This is a genomic window from Bacillus sp. LJBS17 (assembly GCF_019334685.1).
GTDB lineage: Bacteria > Bacillota > Bacilli > Bacillales > Bacillaceae > Bacillus > Bacillus subtilis.
In genome coordinates, this window is record NZ_CP079759.1 from 2,698,669 (window position 1) to 2,721,559 (window position 22,891).

Here is a 22,891-nt window from a genome sequence, read left to right on the forward strand (position 1 = left end):
CTTGTTATGAGTCTATCGTTTTATAAAAATCAAGGATTGGTCTGTTAGTAAGACTTGCTAGTGAACTATTCCGCCATGTGTGTTTACACCTTCTTAGAATTAAGGGCAGGTGTATCTATACATGGCTTTTTTTGACTTCTTGAAAGAAAGATGGAGGGGAATATGAATATGATGGACGTTAAGTCGATCAGTGTCCGTGTAGACGGAACAGAAATTCAAGCACGAGCAGGGGCCACAATTTTAGATATTTTAAATGAAAACGGAATTGAGTACCCGCAGATTTGCCACGTACCAGAGGTTGACCCGATTCAAACTTGTGATACTTGCATAGTAGAGGCAAACGGCAAGCTGGTTCGTTCATGCGCGACGGTTGCAGAAAACGGGATGTCTATTGATCTTTCAGGAAATCGAGTGAAAGAAGCGCAAACCGAAGCGATGGACCGCCTTCTTGAAAATCATTTGCTGTATTGTACAGTTTGCGATAACAACAATGGCAACTGTACGCTGCATAATACAGCGGAAATGATGGGGATCGAGCATCAAAAATACCCATACACGCCAAAAGAAGATCCTTCTTGCGCGGTTGATATGTCTCACCCTTTTTACCGCTATGATCCAAACCAATGTATTGCCTGCGGCCAGTGTGTTGAGGTCTGTCAAAACCTTCAGGTAAATGAAACACTCTCAATCGACTGGGAACGCGAACGCCCTCGCGTCATTTGGGATGAGGGAGTTCCGATCAATGAATCTTCCTGTGTCAGCTGCGGTCAGTGTGTAACAGTATGTCCATGTAATGCACTGATGGAAAAATCAATGCTCGGGCAGGCTGGTTTTATGACAGGCATTAAAGAGGACGTCATGGAACCGATGATTGATCTCGTGAAAAATGTTGAACCGGGGTATGGCAGCATTTTTGCCATTTCTGAAGTCGAAGCGGCAATGCGTGAAACAAGAACGAAAAAAACGAAAACTGTATGTACGTTCTGCGGTGTCGGGTGTTCATTTGAAGTATGGACAAAAGGACGGGATATTTTAAAGATCCAGCCTGTTTCTGATGCTCCGGTTAACGCGATTTCCACATGTGTCAAAGGGAAATTCGGCTGGGATTTTGTCAATTCAAAAGAGCGGATCACAAAGCCTTTAATCCGTAAAAACGGAGCCTTTGTGGAATCTTCTTGGGAAGAGGCCCTCGATCTTGTCGCAAGCAGATTAGGATCAATTAAAGAGCAGTACGGTAAAGGCTCTGTCGGGTTTATTTCTTCTTCTAAAATTACGAATGAAGAAAACTACGTCATTCAAAAACTAGCGCGTCAGGTATTTGAAACAAACAACGTCGATAACTGCTCACGCTACTGCCAGTCTCCTGCTACAGACGGATTGTTCCGCACTGTCGGCATGGGCGGTGACGCCGGCACGATTAAAGATATTGCCAAAGCAGGTCTCGTCATCATTGTCGGTGCCAATCCGGCGGAAGGACACCCAGTGCTCGCAACACGCGTCAAACGGGCACACAAGCTCCACGGTCAAAAACTGATTGTTGCTGACCTGCGTAAAAATGAGATGGCTGAGCGATCCGATCTGTTCATCAGCCCTAAACAAGGCACAGACCAAGTTTGGCTGATGGCTGTTACGAAATATATGATCGACCAAGGCTGGCACGATCAGGCGTTTATTGATGAGAACGTCAATTACTTTGAAGATTATAAAGAAACCCTTAAAACGTATACGCTTGATTATGCAGAACGCATCACAGGCCTTTCAAAAGAAAACATCATTCATATTGCTGAAATGATTCGTGATGCTGACGGCACTTGTGTCCTTTGGGGAATGGGTGTCACACAAAATACAGGCGGTTCTGATACATCAGCAGCCATTTCAAACCTGCTTCTCGCTACGGGCAACTATCGCCGTCCAGGTGCCGGCGCTTATCCTCTGCGCGGACACAATAACGTGCAAGGCGCATGTGATATGGGAACATTGCCAGGCTGGCTGCCGGGATATCAGCATATTACAGATGACAAAGCACGCGCTAAATTTGAAGAGGCATATGGTGTCGAGATTGATGGAAAGCCTGGTTTAGATAATATTCAAATGCTTCATGCCATTGAAGAAGGAAAAATGAAAGCTATGTATCTTGTCGGTGAAGATATGGCACTGGTCGATTCAAACGCGAACCATGTGCATGATATTTTATCAAGCCTTGATTTCTTCGTGGTACAGGACATCTTCCTGTCAAGAACAGCTCAATATGCTGATGTCGTCTTGCCGGCCACTCCTTCACTTGAAAAAGACGGAACATTTACCAACACAGAACGCCGTGTCCAGCGATTGTACCAGGCGCTTCCGACGCTTGGTGACGCAAAACCGGACTGGTGGATTATTCAAGAGGTGGCAAACCGTTTAGGAGCGAATTGGAATTACAGCCATCCGAGTGACATTTTCTCTGAAATGGCGAGTCTTTCTCCTCTGTTTGCCAAAGCAAGCTATGAGGTGCTTGAAGGCTGGAACAGCTTCCTATGGGGCAGCTTCACAGGTGAAAGCACACCGCTTCTGTATGAAGACGGATTTAATTTCCCTGACAAAAAAGCCCGTTTTGCCCTTTCTGATTGGACCGAGCCAGCGGCATTTCCGGAGGAATATGACCTTCATATCAATAACGGCCGGATGCTGGAGCATTTCCACGAAGGAAACATGACAAATAAATCGAAAGGCATCCAAGCGAAAGTGCCGAATGTATTCGTTGAGATCTCACCTGAGCTTGCACAAGAGCGAGGTGTTTGTGACGGTTCGCTTGTACGGCTCGTTTCTCCGTTCGGAGCAGTCAAATTGAACGCGCTGATCACAGATCGGGTACGGAAAAATGAACTCTATCTGCCAATGAACTCGACAGACAAGGAGTCAGCGATTAACTTCTTGACGGGCCCTGCAGCTGATAAACGGACGAACACGCCTGCTTATAAACAGACAAAGGTCCGCATGGAAGTGCTTGGCGGCTGTGAAACAGCGCCGCTTCCAAAAACAAATCCGCGCAACAAAAAACGGCATCCGCAAAACGGAGTCGAAGCGGAAAGAAAATGGAACCGCCCTGGCTATGTCCATCTGACTGATTAAACGATAGGAGGAAAACGAATGGCCACTCCGATTACGACGATCAAAAAAGAAACAAAAACAGCTGAGCAAATTAAGCTTGAAAAAATAGAAGAACTGAAAGAGCTGCTGGCGGAAAATGAGGACGCCGTCTCTAAAACGATGACGTTAATGAATGAACTCAATGATCTTGGAATTTTTGATGCGGCAACAAGCATGCTCAGAGCGAAGGAAGACATTGCCAAGATTGCGCTTGGCCAAGTTTCCCGCGAGCCTGTCACCAACCTCATCAACACGATGATGGCCGCCGGAGGCGCATTGACAAAAGCCGATCCTGAGTTTACAGCAAAGCTTTTAGAAAGCGTAATGGCTGGGACTGAACAGGCACAAAGCTTTTTAAAAGAAGACAAGAAAGTCGGGGTTCTCGACCTGTTAAAAGCAATGAACGACCCTGACATCAACAGAGCCGTCGGCTTCGGCCTTCAGTTTTTAAAAGGCATGGGAAAAGAACTTCGAGAACAATAACAGAAAAACAGCCATCGCTTGATGATGGCTGTTTTTTTATTCGTCGGCTTCTTCCAAACGCTTCTTGTAAATAAGTGAACGGTCAGCGCAAAAGAAGGCACCGGCTAAAAATACGCAATCCGCTAAAAACATCGTCGATTTCTGGCCTAATGTTAAGCCTTGATCAGGGAGAACTGCGCCTATATATAAAAAAGTGCTGACTGCAAGCAATGTAAAAGCAAAATGCTTGTAGTCTTCTTTTAAAGATTTCATTCTATTTTTGTTCAAAAGAATCACCTGCCAGATTCATAGTATACGACTATTATAATATAATCCGGCGGCTTACAGAGAAAGTAATTCTATCCATTTGTTATATATTTTCAAGCGCTTGGCCGATATCTTCCAACAAGTCTTCCGCATCTTCAATTCCTACAGAAATTCTGATCAAGCCGTCCGTAATGCCGAGCTCAAGCCGGCGTTCTCTCGGAATAGAGGCATGTGTCATTCTTGAAGGAACAGAAATTAAGCTTTCAACCGCCCCCAGGCTTTCAGCAATGGTAAACAGTTTCAGATTTCCTAAAAACGCATCAACCCGTTCTTCACTGCCAATATCAAAGGAGATCATGCCGCCGAAGCCCGATCCTTGCGTTTTTGCAAGCTCATGTCCGGGATGATTTGAAGAACCAGGGTAATATAACGTTTGGACAGCAGGGTGATTCTCAAGAAAGCTTGCGATTTTCCGCGCATTTTGATCGATCGCTTCCATTCTGAGTCCCAACGTTTTGATTCCTCTCATTAACAGCCAGGAATCTTGAGGGCCAAGCACGCCGCCTGTGGAGTTTTGCACAAAATGCAGCTCTTCTCCAAGCTCTTTCGAAGCTGTCACAACTAAACCTCCGACGACATCACTGTGTCCGCCAAGATATTTTGTCGCACTGTGAAGTACGATATCAGCGCCTAAAGTAAGCGGCTGCTGAAAATAAGGAGTGTTAAAGGTATTGTCTACAATAAGCAGAACACCCGCTTTTTTTGCGATATCAGCCATGAGCGTCAGGTCGGTGATTTTGAGCAACGGGTTTGTCGGTGTTTCAATATAAATGGCTTTTGTATTAGGGCGAATCGCTTTTTCAACTTCTTCCTTGCTGCTCGTATCAACAAATGTTGATTCAATGCCAAGACGGTTAAGCACCTTTGTCATCACGCGATATGTTCCGCCGTACACATCATCAGTCAACACGACATGATCTCCGCTGTTAAACAGCATCATAACCGCTGTAATGGCAGCCATTCCTGAGCTGAACGCATAGCCTGCTTCCCCGCTTTCCAGTTCTGTCACAAGTGCTTCGAGAGCGGTTCGAGTCGGATTGGCCGTTCTTGAATACTCGTAGCCTGTATGCTGTCCTGCTTTCGGCTGCTTGTACGTGCTGACTTGATAAATGGGCACGGAAACTGCGCCTGTTTTCTCATCACCTGTGATTCCGCCATGTATCATCAATGTTTTTTTCTTCATATCAGATGCCTCCTTCGTATATTTGTTTGCTGATATATCGATCGCTGCTGTCAGGAAATACTGTGACAATGTTAGTTCCAGCGGATGCTTTTTTCGCTTCCTCCAATGCCGCATAAAGCGCTGCACCTGAAGAGCTTCCGATCAGCAGGCCTTCTTTTTCTGCCGCTTCTTTCACAAGTCTAAACGCATTCTCATCTGTTACGGTGTAGATCTCGTCAAAATGGCTCTTATCCATATAATCGGGGATAAACTCCATGCCGATGCCTTCTGTTTTATGAGCGTGAGGCTCTCCTCCGTTTAAAATCGAGCCCTCCGGTTCAACAATCACCGTTTTGACTGTTGGATTTTTTTCTTTTAAGAAGGAAGCTGTTCCTGCGAACGTGCCCCCTGATCCTGCCCCTGCGACAAACGTATGAATATTCCCGTCAAGCGCTTCCCACATTTCAGGTCCAAGCGTCTTATAGTAAGTCGATGGATTTACTTGGTTTTTGAATTGCAAGACGCAATAAGAATTTTCAATTTCAGTCTCCAGCTGAATGGCTTTTTGAATGGCTCCCTGCATTCCGTCTTGACGCGGTGTATGAATGATTGATGCGCCAAGCGCTTGCATAATTTGCTGTTTCTCTCTGCTGAAATGTTCAGGGACACAGAAAATCGCTTTCAGCCCATATTTTCTAGCACTTAACGCAAGGCCGATCCCTGTATTGCCTGCCGTAGCTTCTATAATCACTCCGCCGGGTTTCACCTTGCCTGAATCGAGCGTGTCACGAATCAGCATATCTCCCAGTCTGTCTTTGATGCTTCCCCCTGGATTCATCATTTCAAGCTTGGCATACACCGCGACTCCTTCTCGAACATCAAAGTTCTTCAAGCGGAGAAGCGGTGTATTCCCAATCAGCTCGGTAATGTCCGTAATCACTGTCATATATGTCCTCCTCCTAATTAGAGGTTGTTTTTAGAGAAAAACGGAGGAGAACGTCCTCCCCGTTTTAATGAATTCGTTTGATCACCTTTAACACAAGCTCTGTTGAATGGACAGCCGCCTGCTCTAAAAATTGGTCAAATGAAACATGTGATTCTTTTCCTGCGATATCAGATAGCGCTCTGATGACGACAAACGGCGTTTTAAATTGATGGCACACTTGAGCCACTGCCGCAGCCTCCATTTCAACCGCGTACAGATCAGAAAATCTCGCACGCACCTCTTCAACCCGCTTCGGATCGTTCATGAAAGAATCGCCTGTTGCAATCGTTCCTTTTGCAACCTGAATGCCGTCGAGTTCAGATACCGCTTCTTCAGTGATGCTAATCAGCTTTTCATCCGCTGCATAAGCAGCCGGAAGACCCGGCACTTGGCCGTATTCATAGTCAAAAGCCGTTACGTCTACATCGTGGTGACGAACGTCAGTGGAAATAACGACATCCCCTACATTCAATGTATGATGAAATCCGCCGGCTGAGCCTGTGTTAATGACATAATCAGGCTTGTAACGGTCAAGCAGAAGCGTCGTGCTGATAGCAGCATTTACTTTTCCAATTCCTGATTTTAAAAGAATCACTTCAGTTCCTTCGTATTCGCCTGTTGTAAATTCACAGTGTGCGATCGTTTCTGTTTTTGCATTTTCAAGTTTGTTTCTTAAGATGGTAACTTCCTCTTCCATTGCTCCGATGACTGCTAGTCTCATCTATTCACATTCCCTTCACTTTACCGTTTGATCGCCTCCATTATCCACACGAAGTCGTTTTGCTGAGTGAATCGGACCGCAAAACCTTCAGCTGTAAACATTTCTTTCAACGCATCCAATGTAGGATAATGCTCTGTCTCTAAATCATTTGCAAGCTGATAAAAGCCTTGAGTACGAGCTTTATCGATAGCCTGTTGATACGCTTGCGCATTTTCAAAGACGGTATCGGCAAACACTATTTTATCATGCAAGTGAAGGTATTTGCCATATTGCTTTATGGCAGCCCGCTTTTCTTCGTCAGTCAAATGATGAAAAGCATATGAACTGACAATTGTATCAGCCTGAAATGGCGGCTCAGGGAATGTCAGGAAGTCTCCATCAACGATTTCCGACCTGCCTGAAAGCTTGTCAGAAGCCAGTTTACGCATTGCTGGAGAAGGTTCGATTCCAAATACAGTTTTGCCTGCATCGAGCAGCTTAGCCGTCAAATTCCCTGTCCCCGGGCCAAATTCTAACACATGCGTTCCAGATTTGCTGACGATGGCATCAAGGATATGATCGTAGCCTCTGAATGCTTCTTTATACTGAATATCTAAACCTTGTACTGTTTGATCATAAGTTGCTGCCCAATCTTCAAAGAGAGGGATAAATTCACGTCCCATATTTGTCACACTCCATATTTAATAATTCCTATAAGCATACTATGAATTAATGATGGAACAGTTCCTATAATACCACATCTTCTGAAAAGCAGGTACTAAAACACTTTGTGTATTTTATGCCATCTCATATTGCGCATTGACCGCAAAAAAGCTTATACTTCATATGACTTGTGAAAGCTGGAGGGTCAAGACATGAATTTTCAATTAGATCTGATTAAAGACAAAGTGGAATTTTTTGAAGCCGCTTCATTGCAGGAGCTTGAAAAGAAAATCAATACACAAATTGAAAACAATAAAGCCATCATGCTCCGGGTGAAATCTGTTTCACACCAAACTGCTGTGGCAGAAGGAAGAATATTGTACAGCGCGGTGGTTCATTTCGCAGCTGAAGCCTAAAACAAAAGCAGCCGGTTGTAACCCGGCTGCTTTTGTTTATTTTAGCTTTTCTACTTTTGTCGGCTTCCAGCCTTTTTCATCGACCCATGTAATCGTGACTTGATATTTATTCCCAGTCGCCTTGTCCAAAATTTTGCCTTTGGCATCCTGAGGGCTCCCGTTATTTCCGAGCCAGAGCACCGTCATGTTATCTGTTGAGACACCAGTTGCGTACGAAATGGCTTTCAGCATCTCAGCCCAGTCTTGTGAGCTTGAATCATAAGTAGCGGCATGCTCGCCAGTCTGCTCAGTTCCGACTGCTTTCCAGTCAGGATTTTCATACGTTTTTTCCACATCGCTCGATGAGCCGCCTTCTGTTACTTTTGCATCTTTAAGCCCGTTACCGGCTGAATCTGAGCTTGAATCTGAATCAGAGTCATCTTTTTTAGAAGAAGAATCATCTTTTTTGGAATCAGAGTCAGAAGACTTCTCAGAATCCTTTTCGCTGTCAGATGTATCTTTCTTGCTGTCTTTTATATCCTCATCCGATTTCTTTTCCGTCTTTCCTGAAGCCGGAGATTCCTGTTTTTGCGCCGTTTCAGAATCCTTGCTGACATCTTTGCTAGAAGGACTGTTAATGAAGAGATTCGCTGCTACTACGACAATTAGTATGGATACGATTGCGATTAAAATGTTAAGCACTAAATTGGCTTTTCTGCGTTTATCACGATTTTCATAACGAGATTGATTATTGCTCAATAATTCTGCACTCCTTTATCCCTCTTGGCTCAGCATATATTTTAACATGTGCTGAGAAGTTGTTCTATTTCTGATTGATTTCAATTTCGTGTACTTTTTTAACAATATCATAAAACACCGAATTTGTCAGAGCCTTATCTCCCGGTGTATCCATGTGTAAAACAACCAGAGCGTATTTCGGCTTATCCGCGGGAAAATATCCGGCAAACCATTTTTCATAGAGCGTTTCCTTCTCTTTTGAAAGCTTGCCTGTCTGGGCTGTGCCCGACTTCCCTGCTACAGTATACGGAAGATCTTGAAACCTTCTGCCCGTTCCGGAAGGAGATTCTACCACCCGCCGCAGTATTTTTTGAAGCTGCTGTGACGTATATTTGTCTATCGTTTCCCCTTTGAGCTTCTGATCTTTAAACGTAACGAGCGTTGTGCCGTTCTTATACTCAATTTGTTCGGCAATTTTCACCTGCCGTTTTTCTCCGCCGCGGGCGATTGTCGCCATCATATTGGCTACCTCCAGCGGGGTTACCTTTACATTTTTCTGCCCAATTGCGGTTTGCGCAATGGCTTTTTTGACTGATTTGTCTTTTTCATCCCCCCAAATCACGCCGCTTTTTTCGTTATACAGCTGGCGGAAATCGGTTTCGTGGTACAGTTTTCCCTCCCAGCCTGCCCGATCAGTGAGAGCCAGCTTCTCGGACATATCTTCAATAACCGAGCTGTCTTTTTTCATTAATTGTTCTGCAAGACTCGTAAATGTGTAATTACAGCTTTGTGCAAAACTTTCATCAAAAGACAAGGTTCCTTTGTCGTCCCCCGGTTCCCCGTACAGGTTTAAATTGCAATTAAAGGTTTGACTAGGCTTCACCATATTATTTTCGATTGCAGCTGCGGCAATGACTGTTTTAAAAACTGATCCGGGATAGATTGGCGTCAGCATATAATTTTGAAGTGTGTTTTGCCGGGACACATCCGCATCTGGTTTGCTTACAATTCCCAGAACACTGCTATTTTCGATGTCCAGCAGCACAGCTCCTCCCTTTTTCAGCCCCTGTTCATCCAATACCTCCTCCATCGCTTTTTGAATGCTTTGATCGATCGTTGTTTTGACCTGGAGCGGATAAAATGTATTGGCTTCAGCTGTATATTTGACGTCCATGCCAAACAAAGGGTTTCCTTTTCCGTCCACATGATATAAAAGCTTTGTGTCTTGTTCCGGAAGCAAAAACTCGTCAAATGTCCGTTCTAAACCGGTTGTTCCGATTTCTGTTGTAATCGGAAGGCTCTCCTTGTCAGGATATTTCTTGCGAAGCAGCGCCGGATCTTGGTTCGTGCTCCCTATCGTATGTGAAGCAAGGCTGGGCTTGTCTTCATTCTCCATATATACGCCGTAAATGCCGGGATATTTCAAAGAATTGATTTTTGTGATAGATTGTTTTGAAAGTGTTTTGATTTTCTTTTGCTGCAAAATGACCGGTTTTTTTGCCTTACCTAGTGTCTGGCGCAAATCATCTTCAGACATGCCGAGGATGTCCGCAACTTTTTTGATCGGCCAATCCTGCGTCAGCAGAAAAGGGAACAAAACAACCGCAGGCTCGCTTTGTCCTGTCAGCGCCCGCCCGTTTCGATCTAAAAAAGAGCCTCTTCCATCTGAAATGAGCACTTCCTCCGTCCGCTGTTTCACGCTTTCTTGAATCAAATTAATTTTCTTTTTAGAAAATGATTCTGTGAAAAACAGCTGGATTTCTGCAAGCCTAAGCAGAAGCAGAAAAAATACAATCAAAAATGCGATGACTGCCAGCTTCATTCGTTTCGATATCTTCATAAAAAAACACCTCACCCACATTGTGGACGAGGTGTTTCGCTGCTAAACAAATATTATGAAATTTTCACAATTTTCACGAGCATTTCTCCGCCCGGTGTTTGTACTGTGACTTCTTCATCTACTTTTTTGCCCAAGAGGCTTTTTGCGATCGGTGAGTCGTTTGAGATTTTCCCTTCAAACGGGTCAGCTTCCGCGCTTCCGACGATCGTATATGATTCTTCATCACCGTCAGGCAGTTCGACGAAAGTGACGGTTTTACCCAAACCGACAACGTTAGAGCCGCCGTCATCTTCAATGATTTTCGCATTGCGAATCATATTTTCAAGAGTCGTCACGCGGCCCTCTACAAATGCCTGCTCTTCTTTCGCTGAATCGTATTCAGAGTTCTCGGAAAGGTCTCCGAAGCTTCTCGCAATTTTGATTCGCTCTACTACTTCTTTTCGTTTAACCGTTTTCAAATATTCTAATTCTTGTTCAAGTTTTTGTTTTCCTTCTGCAGTCATAGGAAATACTTTCTCTTGTGCCATGTCCCTTCACTCCTTCTGGTTGTCCCTCAACATCTTCGATTATGTATGAGAGCATAAACTAAAAAATACAAGAATGAGAACACAGGGCAGTCCTCGTTCTTCTCTCCCATATAGGTACTGTTTATCTTAAACTGAATCGTGTCGTTCTGCAAATATTTCGCGTTTATAAACAGGGAAAGAAGGGAATTCGCACATTCCCTTCCTGCCTATACATAATATGGTCAGAGTTATTTATGTCTATGCTATGGTATTACAAAATCGCGTTTTGTTCAAGAATGGTTTGAATTTTTGTGACCATCAGATCAATTGCGACGTGATTCTGACCGCCTTCCGGGATAATAATATCAGCGTATCGTTTCGTCGGCTCGACGAATTGGTTATGCATCGGACGGACCACTGACACATATTGTTCAATGACAGAATCAATAGAGCGTCCGCGCTCATTAATATCTCTCATAATCCGTCTGATGATACGCAAGTCAGCGTCCGTATCAACATAAAGCTTGATATCCATCAGATCACGAAGCCTTTTGTCTTCAAGAACAAGAATGCCTTCAAGGATAATAACATCCTTTGGCTCTACGTGAACCGTTTCTTCTGAACGTGTGTGAAGCTTATAGTCATAAATCGGCTTTTCAATCGGGCGGTAATTCAATAGATCCTGAATATGCTCGATTAAATAGTCATTATCAAACGCAAGCGGATGATCATAGTTTGTGTTCAGCCTTTCTTCAAACGGAAGATGGCTTTGGTCTTTATAATAAAGGTCCTGCTGGATCATTAAAATTGAGTGTCCTTTAAACTGTTCATAAATGGACCGTGTGACACTCGTTTTTCCTGAACCGGAACCTCCTGCGATTCCAATGACTACTGGATTCTTACCCATGGGCTGTTACTTCCCCTTTCTCATCATGTTGCTCGGATAAATCTTTTTGTCTAGTTTGAATTTGACAATTTGCAGGGGATGGCGGGCAGCATCTAGCTCATTTCCGTCTTCGTCCCAAATGGTTTCAATCGTATGTGTAAAGTTTTCGATTTCTGGTCCGAAAAATTCCACTTCGTCGCCTTTTTTGAAGAAATTGCGCTGCTGAAGCGTGACCATTTGTGTATCTTCATCATAATTCAGCACTAAGCCGACAAAATCATATGTCGTTTTCTTGGCGTGTTCGCCGAACATTTGCTCTTCATAGCCTGGCGTTCCTTCAAAGAAAGCTGTCGCAGTGTCCCTGTTGGCGCACTTATCAAGCTCTTCAAGCCATTCTTTTTGAATCACAAAGTTCTCTGGATCAGCGCAATAAGCATCGATTACTTTGCGGTATACGCTGACAACAGTTGCTACATAGTGAATGGATTTCATGCGGCCTTCAATCTTTAAGCTGTCGATCCCCATTTCAATCATTTTTGGAATGGATTCAATCAGCTTCAAATCTTTCGGGCTCATCGCAAATGGTGCATCTTCTTCACCATACAAAGCAACAGCGTTGGCACCGTCTGTTTGGTAGAGATCATAATCCCAGCGGCATGACTGGCAGCAGCCTCCGCGATTGGAATCCCGCGCTGTCATGTGATTGCTCAGCACGCAGCGGCCGGAATATGCAATACACATTGCGCCATGAATGAAGGATTCGATTTCGATATCTACCTTTTCTTTCATTTCTCTGATTTCAAGAGCGCTAGTTTCACGTGCCAGCACGACGCGGTCGAGACCTTCTTCCTTCCAGAATTGGACAGCCTTCCAGTTCGAAAGAGACTGCTGTGTGCTCAAGTGAACCTCAACATTCGGCGCCACTCTGCGGCATGTTTCGATAATAAGCGGATCTGCCACAATGATACCGGCAACGTTGGCGTCTCCAAGTGCTTTTAAATAGTCTTCAAGCCCGTCCATATTTTCATTATGGGCGAAAATATTCGTTGTTACGTAGATCTTCGCGCCATATTTCTTTGCGAATTCAACGCCTTCTGCAATTTCTTCGATCGTAAAGTTATCGGCATTCGAGCGCAGCCCGTATTCCTGTCCCCCGATAAAGACCGCGTCCGCTCCGTAATGAACAGCGATTTTCAGCTTTTCAAGATTACCCGCAGGTGCGAGAAGCTCCGGCTTTTTCGTAATCACACGCTTTCCATTAACGATTGTGGATATTTTATCATTTACGGCAGTCATAGCTTAACCTCCTTTTGATTAATAAACCGTTTCCTTGAAGAAGAATCCGGTATCAATTTTTCTGTTTACTGGCTGGATGCTTTCAATGTGTTCGATCCAGTCTTCTTTTTTCGCTTCGTATTCGTCACGGTTTTCCACGCACAAATCAATTGCTTCTCTGTACATTTTGGTGACTTCTATTAGGTATTCAGGCGTTTTCAAAACACCATCGATTTTGAAAGAATCAATTCCGGCATCTATCAATTCCTCGAGCTCATCAATGATGCACACATCGTTCGGGCTCATGATGTGAGTGCCGTTTTCATCTTCGAAAATCGGATATTTATTATCGCGTTCTTTATCGTGTAAAAACATGCCTGATTCTTTTTTCTTTCTTTCAATGTCCATGACTTTGCCCTGATATTCAAAATAGTTTCCAATCAAAGAACGCTTCGATTGGAACATGCACGTCATTCCATGCACCTGGATTTCAATTTCGACTTCAGCATTTTCTTTAATCTCAACAATGCTGTCCATGTTTAATTCTCTGGCAAGCACAGAACGCGCCGCACCCTTGCGTCCCCAGTAGTTGCATGTATAATAGTTGGTGCCTGTCGTTTCTGTGCTCCAATGAAGCTTCAGATCAGGCGCAGATTCACGGGCAGCCATCAGCACGGCAGGATCGCCGAATACCGCTGCATCGACACCGGCTTCTGCTAAGAAAGCCAGATATTCGCCAAGCTCACCCACTTTATCGTTATGGAAAATTGCATTTACAGCAACGTATATTTTTGCCCCTTCTTTGTGAGCAATCTCTACGGCTTTTGTTACATCTTCACGAGAAAATTCTCCGGCTAATCTCAAGCCGTATCTCTGTTCCCCAACTAAAAACGCAGTTGCCCCAGCCTGTATGAGCGGCAAAATGTCCGCTGTACTCGTCGGCGTCACTAAGAGCTCTGGTTTTTTCATGACGTTCACCTCTTCTTTTTACTAATCGCAAGTCCGTCCCCGACAGGAATAATCGCAGTTTGATAATCCGGATGATTCATCAGCCAATGATTATATTCATCAATTTTTGCTACAAGCCTGCGCCTTCTCTTCGGTTCTATTTTGCTGTAATCCTCTGCCACCAGACCTTTAAACAGCACGTTGTCTGTTATAATCACCCCGTCCGGTGAAAGCATCGGTTCATATAAATGAAAAAAGTTTTGATACTGACCTTTTGCAGCGTCAATAAAAATGACATCGTAAGGCGCGGTTACATGAACGGCGTCGGCTAATTCAAGCGCATCTCCGTAAAAAACATGAATCCGGTCATCAAGCTGAAATTCCTTGATATTGTTTACCGCTTCTTCATGCCGCTTCTCATTGCGTTCAATTGTATATATTTCAGCAGACGGCAGCTCCAGCGCCATCCGAATAGCTGAATAACCAATGGCCGTTCCGATTTCTAGTATTTTTTTCGGCTGTTTCACAGACAAAATTTGAAGCAGCACCTCCATGCCCGCTTTTTCCATAATCGGGACATGATGTTCTTCTGCATATGCTTCAAGCTTCTTCACGTTATCCGGCCGAGGCTTTAATAATGCTTCTATATAGTCATTTATTTGTTCATACCGGTCAGTCACTACAAACAGCCTCCCGTTCTAAAAAGGAGTGCCCCAGTCTTATGCGCAGGACACTCTCTGAATACATCATGATACATCGGTAAACAACCCGATATATTTTATCATAAAACCTTGCGGAAAGCGAACAAAAGGAGAGCTTTTTGCTCTCCTTTTATTTCTCGTTTTTTGAGGAAATGTATTTTTCTTTTGCTTTATTATGCTCTTTTAGCGTTTTTGTAAATACGACCTCACCATTTGATTTGGCCAAGAAATACAGATAGTCCGTTTTATCCGGATGCAGCGCCGCTTCCCATGATGACATGCCGGCATTGGCAATCGGCCCTGGCGTCAGCCCTGTGTTTTTATACGTATTGTATGGTGAATCGATTTCCAGATCCTTATAAAGAACCCGATCTTTATGCTTGCCTGCCGCGTACAGGACGGTCGGATCTGTTTGGAGCGGCATTTTCTTTTTCAGGCGGTTATAAAAGACGCTCGCAATTTTATGGCGGTCGGCTTTTTCAGTCGCTTCTTCTTCTATCAAAGAAGCAATTGTCAGCAGCTTATGCACAGAAACTTTGTTTTTCTTCATTTCTGATTTATATGTTTCCACATAAGAATTTGTCTGCTTAATCATTGCCTTGATAATGTCTTCAAGTGATGTGTCCGGATCGTTAAAAGGGTATGTAGCCGGGAATAGGTACCCTTCAAGCGGGTGCTTAATGTTTTTATTGAAAACATCATTTGTCACAGTGTCCGGAAATTCTTTCTTCAGCTGATTGATAAATGTTTCATCGTCCAGCTTCGCTATGACTTGTTTTTTAGAGTATTTTGTTTCATCAGCAATAGCAGCCGCGATTTGGGTCAGCTGTGCTCCCTCAGTCACTGTGATTTGAAAAGCGTAACCTGTAGCCCCGCTTGTCAGCTTCTGAATAATGGCATCTAAATCCATACCTTTATTCAGATGGTAGAATCCGGCCTGAAACCCGGAAGCACCTTTATATTTCACATAGTACTGAAACGCCTTCTCGCTTTTTATGACATCATTTTTCTTTAATATCGATGCGATGGCTGAAACAGACGAACCGCTCGGAATGTTAATATTAACTGTCGTTTTACTGTCTTTTTCAACAGGTTCAAGCAATGATTTCCCATATAAAAATGCCCCGCCAATGATGAGAAACAGCACAACAATGGAAGACAGTATGATTCTTTTTTTATTAAAAAACGATTTTTTTTGCTGATTGATATACATTAGGTCTCCTCCCATCAGCTCTTATACTACATGATTCATTGTATTTCGGCAATTTATTACAAAAAGAGGCCTGCATAAAGCAGAAAAAAGCCGGAGCAGTATAGCTCCGGCTTTGGTTTGGCGCGATGTTTTACTCTTCGTCTTCGTCCGCTAAGAATGTGTTTAATGTTTCTTCGATCATATCCCATTCTTCGTCAGTTTCAATCGGGAATAGCTCACCGTTTTCACCGTCTTCGTTTGGCGTGAAGCTGGAAGCAAGAATTTCTACTTCTTCGTCATCTTTTGATTCGATTGGATAGTACAAGACATAAGACTTGCCAAACTCTTCGTTTTCAAATGTAAACAGCACTTCACAAAGCTGTTCATTTCCTTGATCGTCAACAATTGTAATATTTTTTTCGCCGTGTTCCATTTTCTTCACCTCTGGCTTTAATTTAAGCTGTCAAGATATCCTTGTAAAATCATAACAGCCGCCATTTTATCAATGACTTTTTTTCGTTTTTGCCTGCTGACGTCAGCTGCAATCAGCATTTTTTCAGCCGCCATTGTGGTAAGACGCTCGTCCCACAGCACAACAGGAACATTGTACGTTGTTTCAAGCACTTTCGCAAATGTTTGGCTGGCTTCGCCTCTCGGGCCGACTGTTCCGTTCATGTTCTTAGGAAAGCCGAGCACGATTTTATCTATAGTATAGTCCTTTATCAGTTCAGATAAACGGGATAAACCATAATCGCCTTCTGCTTCATTTATCTTTATGGTCTCAATGCCTTGAGCAGTCCAGCCCATTTCATCGCTCAGAGCTACACCGAGTGTTTTGGTTCCTAAATCGAGTCCTAATATTCTCATTCTTTATTTACGCCTCTTTATGCTGTTCTAAATAAGACTTTACCAATTCCTCGATTAATTCGTCTCTTTCAAGTTTGCGAATTAAATTGCGAGCGTCACGATGCCTAGGAATATAAGCGGGATCACCTGACAGCAAGTATCCGACAATCTGGTTGATTGGATTGTAGCCCTTTTCCTGAAGCGCGTCATACACTGTAATCAGCACCTCATTTACGTTAGTCTCAGCAGAATCATCGGAGAAATTAAATTTCATCGTTTTATCAAACGAGCTCACCGTTTTGCACCTCTTTCCCAAATTCGCAGGCAAAGTTCAGCCTGGGGTCCTAATCTTACCATCATTCTACACTACATGGGCGAATTATAAAACGGATTTCACCCAATCTTCTACAGAAGCTAAAGCTTCTTCTAATTTTTCCGGCTGTTTACCGCCTGCCTGCGCCATGTCCGGACGGCCTCCGCCGCCTCCGCCGCAAACTTCCGCAGCTTGTTTAACCAGCTTGCCGGCGTGAAGGCCTTTCTCAATGAGGTCCTTTGTGACTCCGGCAGAGATATTAACTTTATCGTTTTGTACCGCACCAAGCACGATCACCGCAGAGCCAAGCTTTGCTTTGAGTTCATCGACCATAGTGCGGAGATGATTCATGTCTTTTGCATTTACTTTTGCCGCAAGCACGTTTACGCCGTCAACTTCTTTTACTTTCGACAGGATTGCTCCTGCTTCCACGTTGCCTAGTTTTGCAAGAAGAGATTCATTTTCTCTTTGTGCATCCTTCAGTTCAGCCTGCAGAGCCGCGACCCGTTTCGGCACTTCTTTGATATTTGTTTTCAGCTCGTCAGCGGTCTGCTTCAATACAGAAATCTGGCTGTTCATTTCGACGTAAGCGCCTTGTCCCGTTACAGCTTCAATCCGTCTTGTGCCTGCTCCGATTCCGGATTCAGAAACGATTTTAAACAAGCCGATTTCTGCTGTATTTCTGACATGGCAACCGCCGCACAGCTCTAAGCTGTAATCTCCAACTTGAACGACACGGACAATATCGCCATATTTCTCGCCGAACAGTGCCATCGCACCCATTTCTTTTGCTTCAGCGATCGGTTTCAAATCAATGCTGACCGGGATGCTCGCCCAGATCTTTTCGTTTACGATTCTTTCAATTTGTTCGAGCTCTTCTTTTGTCACTTGGCCAAAGTGCGAGAAGTCAAAACGAAGACGGTTTTCCGTTACAAGAGAGCCCGCCTGATTGACATGAGTTCCAAGAACATCTTTTAGAGCCTGATGCAATAAATGCGTTGCCGTGTGGTTTTTAATGACGCCGCTTCTCATATGGTCTTCAACTTCAGCCGTAACATGCAGGCCTTTTTGAACAGTACCGCTCTCTACAACACCTTCATGAACATGCTGGCCGTTCGGCGCTTTTTGAACATCTTTAATTCTTACAACTGCCTGCTCGCTTCGGAGATAGCCTTTATCGCCAATTTGGCCGCCGCTTTCTGCATAGAACGGTGTTTCATCAAGAATGATTTGAACGCTTTCTCCTTCATGAGCCTCTTCGATTAATTGGCCGTCCTGAAGAAGCACAATGATATTGGCATCAGCTTGGGTTTGAGAGTAGCCGACAAATGTGCTTTCATCTGTCACGTCGCGCAGTGCGCCGCCCTGCACCTGCATGCTGCCGACATCCTGGCGGGCGTTTCTTGCCCGTTCACGCTGCTGGTTCATTTCCTCCTCAAAGCCCTCATGGTCAACCGTCATGTTCTCGTCTTCTGCGTATTCTTCAGTCAATTCAACCGGGAATCCATACGTATCATACAGTTTAAACACATCAGCACCTGAGATAACGCTGCTGCCCTTGTCTTTTTCTTTTTTGATCATTTCTGACAGGATCGCAAGCCCTTCATTAAGGGTCTCATGGAAGCGTTCTTCCTCGGTTTTAATGACTTTTGCGATGAAATCCGCTTTCTCTTTCACTTCAGGATAGAAATCAGCCATGATTTCTGCGACAACCGGCACTAAATCAAACATGAACGGACGATGGATGTTGATCGTTTTGGCATAACGCACGGCACGGCGTAATAAGCGTCTTAATACATAGCCGCGGCCTTCATTTGACGGCAGCGCACCGTCACTGACAGCAAAGGCAACCGTTCTGATATGGTCAGCAATCACTTTAAACGCAGTGTCTTTCACATTGTCTTTGCCATATGTTTCACCAGAAATCGATTCTGTTGCTTTAATGATCGGAACAAACAAATCGGTGTCAAAGTTTGTCGGAACATTCTGGATGACAGATACCATTCTTTCAAGACCCATGCCTGTATCAATGTTTTTCTTTGGAAGCGGTGTGTACGTTCCGTCAGGGTTATGGTTGAACTCTGAGAACACAAGGTTCCATACTTCCAGGTAACGGTCGTTTTCCCCGCCTGGGTAAAGCTCCGGATCTTCTGGATCATTACCGTATGCTTCACCGCGGTCGTAAAAGATTTCCGTATTCGGTCCGCTCGGCCCTTCACCGATATCCCAGAAGTTCCCTTCCAGACGGATAATTCTTTCTTCAGGAATACCGATTTTTTTCGCCCAAAACTCATATGCCTCTTCATCTTCAGGATGAACCGTAACAGAGAGAAGCTCTTTGTCGAAGCCAATCCACTTGTCGCTCGTTAAAAACTCCCAAGCCCATGTAATGGCTTCTTCTTTGAAATAATCGCCGATGGAAAAGTTTCCGAGCATTTCAAAGAAAGTGTGATGGCGCGCAGTTTTACCTACATTTTCTATATCGTTTGTTCTGATCGCTTTTTGAGCGTTTACGATTCTTGGATTTTCCGGCACGACACGGCCGTCAAAATATTTTTTCAGCGTCGCAACACCGCTGTTGATCCAAAGCAGTGAAGGATCCTCATGAGGCACTAATGACGCGCTTGGCTCTACCGCATGTCCTTTTTCTTTAAAGAAATCCAAAAACATTTGACGCACTTCCGCAGAAGTTAAGTGTTTCATTGTATTTCCTCCTCTATAAAAATCGAAATTCTCTTCAGTGACAGCAAAAAAGCCCTCCCCCTATGCAAACCAACGTTTACACAGGGACGAGAGCTGTCTCGCGGTACCACCCTGATTACGGGCATTCATGCGCCCGTCACCTTTAACCCTGTAACGCAGGATAAGCGGCAGTGATTAACTGCACTCAGGATTAGCTTCCTCCGATCTTCTGATAAAGCTCCTTTCAGCTTATGGAGCTTCTCTCTTTAACAGGGCTTCGGCGTACTCAGATCCGTCACTCGAGATTCGTATGTATTCTACGAGAAATTATAGACAAGCGGCACGCCGATGTCAATGCTCCGTCCTCATCCGCAAAAAATGGATCATCATTACTTTTAAAACAGCGGTCGCAGGAACAGCCAGAATCATCCCGACGATTCCCGCAAGCTCCCCTCCGGCAAGGAGTGCAAGCATGATAACGACCGGATGCATTTTAAGGCTTCTGCCGACAATGAACGGACTGAGGATATTTCCTTCCATAAACTGCAGAATAAACACCGTAATCACCACAACAAGAACCGCTTTGACTGAGATCGTCATCGCAATTAACAACGCAGGAACAGCTCCGATGAAAGGGCCAAAATACGGGATGACATTCGTTACTCCAGAGATAAGGCCAAGTATCAGCGGGTACGGAAGCCCAAATACCCAGAACGAAATGCCTGCAATCACGCCAAGAATCAAGCAGACCAAAAGCTGGCCGCGGATATAATCGCCAAGCGAATCATCCACATCCCGCAAAAAGGCGCTGCCCCGCTTTCTCCACGACTTCGGAGTCAAGTACCATACTGTCTTTTTCATTAACTCAATGTCCTTCACCATATAAAACACGAGAAAAGGGATTGTTGCAGCAATTAAGAAGTAATCAAGCACATTGCGGATCCCGCTGATCGCACCCTCGATCGTTCCCGCAAAAAACGTCTCCGTCTGGCGGATCATTTTATCTATACGGTGATGCATACCATCAGGCCAGTCATCCGTATGGTTATGCACATGAAGAAGAAGCCCGTTATACGTTTCGGCAAACATGGGTATATTTTCTGACAAATCCGTCAGCTGCACGATTAAAACAGGCACCCCTTTATACAACGCCCAGCCAATCCCGCCAAAAAAAAGAACATAAATGACCAAGATGCTCAAAGTCCTAGGCAATCCTTTGCCATGCAGCCATTCCGTGACCGGAAGCAATAAATAAGATATAAAAATAGAAATGATCAAGGGAATAAAGATCGTTTTTATGACGAGCCAAAAGGGTGACCATAACATATCAAGCATAAAAAAGACATAGACTGTTAACAGAACCAGCAAACAAATAGCCACCCACAACAAAAGCTGCACCGGTTTTTGGAGCATCTGCTTTCACCTCACCTATATCTTTTGAGGTTTACACGGAATTATTCTTTATGTTTCTTTAGTCAGTCAGAAGTCATGGACATTTTTTCACATTTAATTTTCAGAAAAGTTTGATCATTTACTTTTTGGTCAAATTTTCTGATAGGAGGATTGCGATGATCACATTTCAAAATGTAAACAAGCATTACGGAGATTTTCACGTGTTAAAACAAATTAATCTTCAAATCGAAAAAGGTGAAGTCGTTGTTATCATCGGCCCATCCGGTTCCGGTAAAAGCACATTGCTCAGATGCATCAACAGACTTGAGACGATCAATGAGGGAGTGCTCACAGTAAACGGCACCGCCATTAACGACAGAAAAACTGATATCAATAAAGTGCGGCAAAATATCGGGATGGTGTTTCAGCACTTTCATTTATATCCACATAAAACAGTGCTGCAGAACATCATGCTGGCTCCAGTAAAAGTGCTTAGACAATCACCTGAACAAGCAAAGGAAACGGCGCGGTACTATCTTGAAAAAGTCGGCATCCCAGACAAGGCTGACGCCTATCCTTCCCAGCTTTCCGGCGGGCAGCAGCAGCGTGTTGCCATCGCAAGAGGACTGGCGATGAAGCCGGAGGTCATGCTGTTTGACGAGCCGACATCAGCACTTGATCCTGAAATGATCGGTGAGGTGCTAGATGTCATGAAAACACTCGCAAAAGAAGGCATGACTATGGTTGTCGTGACACACGAAATGGGGTTTGCCAAAGAAGTTGCCGACCGAATTGTCTTCATTGACGGAGGAAAAATTTTAGAAGAAGCAATGCCGGCTGAGTTTTACGCGAACCCAAAGGAAGAACGGGCCCGCTTATTCTTAAGCCGTATTTTAAATCATTAAAACAGAATGGGGGAGCTTGTATGAAAAAGATTTTTTCTTTAGCATTGATTTCTTTATTCGCTGTCATCTTGCTTGCCGCTTGCGGCAGCAAGGGATCAAACGGAGAAGCCTCAAAGGAGAGCAAAAAAGATACGCTAGCCGCCATTAAAGACAATGACAAAATTGTCTTCGGCGTAAAAACGGACACTCGACTGTTCGGTCTTAAAAATCCAAGCTCAGGTGAGATTGAGGGTTTTGATATTGATATTGCCAAACAAATCGCTAAAGACATTTTAGGTGATGAGAAAAAAGCTGAATTTAAAGAGGTCACCTCAAAAACAAGGATTCCTATGCTGCAAAACGGGGATATCGACGCCATTGTCGCCACAATGACGATCACTGAAGAACGAAAAAAGGAAGTTGACTTTTCTGATGTCTATTTCGAGGCCGGGCAATCGCTTCTCGTGAAAAAAGGCAGCAAAATCAAGAGTGTCGAGGATCTTGACAAAGGCTCAAAAGTTCTTGCAGTAAAAGGCTCCACCTCCTCTCAAAACATTCGTGAAAAGGCGCCTGAAGCATCTGTTTTAGAATTTGAAAACTACGCAGAAGCCTTTACAGCCCTTAAATCGGGGCAAGGCGATGCCCTCACCACAGATAATGCGATTTTATATGGAATGGCTGATGAAAATAAAAATTATCAATTAACAGGAAAGCCTTTTACAGATGAGCCTTACGGGATCGCCGTGAAAAAAGGGCAATCTGCTCTCGCGAAAGAAATCAACGCTTCACTTAAAAAGATGAAGTCGGATGGCAGATACGATGAAATTTATAAAAAATGGATCAAAGAAGACCCAGCTGAATAACA

The 22,891-nt window shown here is 44.1% G+C and carries 23 protein-coding genes; 5 read left to right on the top strand and 18 right to left on the bottom strand.

Annotated elements, in window-relative coordinates:
* Positions 1 to 168 precede the first annotated feature (168 nt).
* Both fdhF and KXZ66_RS14030 read left to right on the top strand, forming a co-directional pair.
* On the top strand, positions 169 to 3,111 hold the full coding sequence (gene fdhF / locus KXZ66_RS14025) for a formate dehydrogenase subunit alpha (RefSeq protein WP_080481283.1): 2,943 nt from the start codon (positions 169 to 171) through the stop codon (positions 3,109 to 3,111).
* An 18-nt stretch (positions 3,112 to 3,129) separates the two neighbouring features.
* The gene (locus KXZ66_RS14030; protein WP_003229812.1) at positions 3,130 to 3,612 is read left to right on the top strand and encodes a helical membrane plugin domain-containing protein; all 483 of its coding nucleotides are present in this window, start codon (positions 3,130 to 3,132) and stop codon (positions 3,610 to 3,612) included.
* Positions 3,613 to 3,648: 36 nt separating this feature from the next.
* Here KXZ66_RS14030 and KXZ66_RS14035 read toward each other — a convergent pair whose 3' ends face one another.
* The 5 genes from KXZ66_RS14035 to KXZ66_RS14055 form a co-directional block, all read right to left on the bottom strand.
* On the bottom strand, positions 3,649 to 3,879 hold the full coding sequence (locus tag KXZ66_RS14035) for a YrhC family protein (protein WP_003237358.1): 231 nt from the start codon (positions 3,877 to 3,879) through the stop codon (positions 3,649 to 3,651).
* 82 nt (positions 3,880 to 3,961) lie between these two features.
* Entirely contained in the window at positions 3,962 to 5,101 is a 1,140-nt protein-coding gene (locus tag KXZ66_RS14040) for a bifunctional cystathionine gamma-lyase/homocysteine desulfhydrase (RefSeq protein ID WP_072175890.1), read from the bottom strand.
* A gap of 1 nt (position 5,102) precedes the next feature.
* Positions 5,103 to 6,026, bottom strand: a complete 924-nt coding sequence (locus tag KXZ66_RS14045; protein ID WP_219144594.1) for an O-acetylserine dependent cystathionine beta-synthase — start codon at positions 6,024 to 6,026, stop codon at positions 5,103 to 5,105.
* 64 nt (positions 6,027 to 6,090) lie between these two features.
* Entirely contained in the window at positions 6,091 to 6,786 is a 696-nt protein-coding gene (gene mtnN / locus KXZ66_RS14050; RefSeq protein WP_009967881.1) for a 5'-methylthioadenosine/S-adenosylhomocysteine nucleosidase, read from the bottom strand.
* 20 nt (positions 6,787 to 6,806) lie between these two features.
* Positions 6,807 to 7,448: a class I SAM-dependent DNA methyltransferase gene (locus KXZ66_RS14055; protein ID WP_219144596.1), complete on the bottom strand. Its 642-nt coding sequence runs from the start codon at positions 7,446 to 7,448 to the stop codon at positions 6,807 to 6,809.
* 192 nt (positions 7,449 to 7,640) lie between these two features.
* Between KXZ66_RS14055 and KXZ66_RS14060 the strand changes: the two genes are divergently transcribed.
* Complete coding sequence (locus KXZ66_RS14060) at positions 7,641 to 7,844, top strand: YrzA family protein (RefSeq protein ID WP_014477495.1); 204 nt, start codon at positions 7,641 to 7,643, stop codon at positions 7,842 to 7,844.
* A gap of 36 nt (positions 7,845 to 7,880) precedes the next feature.
* On the opposite strand, the gene KXZ66_RS14065 is transcribed toward KXZ66_RS14060, so the two are convergent.
* From KXZ66_RS14065 to KXZ66_RS14125, 13 genes are all read right to left on the bottom strand, one after another.
* Positions 7,881 to 8,582 carry a YrrS family protein gene (locus KXZ66_RS14065; RefSeq protein WP_038829651.1) on the bottom strand — a complete coding sequence of 234 codons (702 nt, stop codon included), beginning with the start codon at positions 8,580 to 8,582 and terminating at the stop codon, positions 7,881 to 7,883.
* Positions 8,583 to 8,646: 64 nt separating this feature from the next.
* Positions 8,647 to 10,401 carry a peptidoglycan D,D-transpeptidase FtsI family protein gene (locus KXZ66_RS14070; protein ID WP_024572771.1) on the bottom strand — a complete coding sequence of 585 codons (1,755 nt, stop codon included), beginning with the start codon at positions 10,399 to 10,401 and terminating at the stop codon, positions 8,647 to 8,649.
* A 53-nt stretch (positions 10,402 to 10,454) separates the two neighbouring features.
* Positions 10,455 to 10,928 (bottom strand): transcription elongation factor GreA, encoded by a 474-nt coding sequence (gene greA / locus KXZ66_RS14075; RefSeq protein ID WP_004399078.1) that lies wholly within the window; start codon positions 10,926 to 10,928, stop codon positions 10,455 to 10,457.
* Positions 10,929 to 11,178: 250 nt separating this feature from the next.
* Positions 11,179 to 11,814 (bottom strand): uridine kinase, encoded by a 636-nt coding sequence (gene udk / locus KXZ66_RS14080; protein ID WP_003225916.1) that lies wholly within the window; start codon positions 11,812 to 11,814, stop codon positions 11,179 to 11,181.
* A 6-nt stretch (positions 11,815 to 11,820) separates the two neighbouring features.
* Positions 11,821 to 13,089 (bottom strand): peptidase U32 family protein, encoded by a 1,269-nt coding sequence (locus KXZ66_RS14085; RefSeq protein ID WP_003229802.1) that lies wholly within the window; start codon positions 13,087 to 13,089, stop codon positions 11,821 to 11,823.
* 18 nt (positions 13,090 to 13,107) lie between these two features.
* On the bottom strand, positions 13,108 to 14,037 hold the full coding sequence (locus tag KXZ66_RS14090; RefSeq protein ID WP_046160679.1) for a peptidase U32 family protein: 930 nt from the start codon (positions 14,035 to 14,037) through the stop codon (positions 13,108 to 13,110).
* 5 nt (positions 14,038 to 14,042) lie between these two features.
* Positions 14,043 to 14,696 carry an O-methyltransferase gene (locus KXZ66_RS14095; protein ID WP_014480416.1) on the bottom strand — a complete coding sequence of 218 codons (654 nt, stop codon included), beginning with the start codon at positions 14,694 to 14,696 and terminating at the stop codon, positions 14,043 to 14,045.
* A gap of 151 nt (positions 14,697 to 14,847) precedes the next feature.
* Positions 14,848 to 15,930 carry an endolytic transglycosylase MltG gene (gene mltG, locus KXZ66_RS14100; protein ID WP_049141080.1) on the bottom strand — a complete coding sequence of 361 codons (1,083 nt, stop codon included), beginning with the start codon at positions 15,928 to 15,930 and terminating at the stop codon, positions 14,848 to 14,850.
* Positions 15,931 to 16,060: 130 nt separating this feature from the next.
* Positions 16,061 to 16,342, bottom strand: coding sequence for a DUF1292 domain-containing protein (locus tag KXZ66_RS14105; RefSeq protein ID WP_003246199.1), 282 nt, complete (start codon positions 16,340 to 16,342; stop codon positions 16,061 to 16,063).
* Between the two features lie 17 nt (positions 16,343 to 16,359).
* A complete protein-coding gene (gene ruvX / locus KXZ66_RS14110) occupies positions 16,360 to 16,776 on the bottom strand; it encodes a Holliday junction resolvase RuvX (RefSeq protein ID WP_003229795.1) in 417 nt (138 codons plus the stop codon).
* Positions 16,777 to 16,783: 7 nt separating this feature from the next.
* On the bottom strand, positions 16,784 to 17,050 hold the full coding sequence (locus KXZ66_RS14115; RefSeq protein WP_003225903.1) for an IreB family regulatory phosphoprotein: 267 nt from the start codon (positions 17,048 to 17,050) through the stop codon (positions 16,784 to 16,786).
* An 84-nt stretch (positions 17,051 to 17,134) separates the two neighbouring features.
* Entirely contained in the window at positions 17,135 to 19,771 is a 2,637-nt protein-coding gene (gene alaS, locus KXZ66_RS14120) for an alanine--tRNA ligase (protein WP_015714431.1), read from the bottom strand.
* Between the two features lie 330 nt (positions 19,772 to 20,101).
* Positions 20,102 to 21,163, bottom strand: a complete 1,062-nt coding sequence (locus tag KXZ66_RS14125; RefSeq protein ID WP_033881628.1) for an AI-2E family transporter — start codon at positions 21,161 to 21,163, stop codon at positions 20,102 to 20,104.
* Positions 21,164 to 21,318: 155 nt separating this feature from the next.
* On the opposite strand from KXZ66_RS14125, the gene KXZ66_RS14130 reads away from it, so the two are divergent.
* Positions 21,319 to 22,047: an amino acid ABC transporter ATP-binding protein gene (locus KXZ66_RS14130; RefSeq protein ID WP_032726290.1), complete on the top strand. Its 729-nt coding sequence runs from the start codon at positions 21,319 to 21,321 to the stop codon at positions 22,045 to 22,047.
* A gap of 20 nt (positions 22,048 to 22,067) precedes the next feature.
* Entirely contained in the window at positions 22,068 to 22,889 is an 822-nt protein-coding gene (gene glnH, locus KXZ66_RS14135) for a glutamine ABC transporter substrate-binding protein GlnH (RefSeq protein WP_049141079.1), read from the top strand.
* Positions 22,890 to 22,891: the final 2 nt, after the last annotated feature.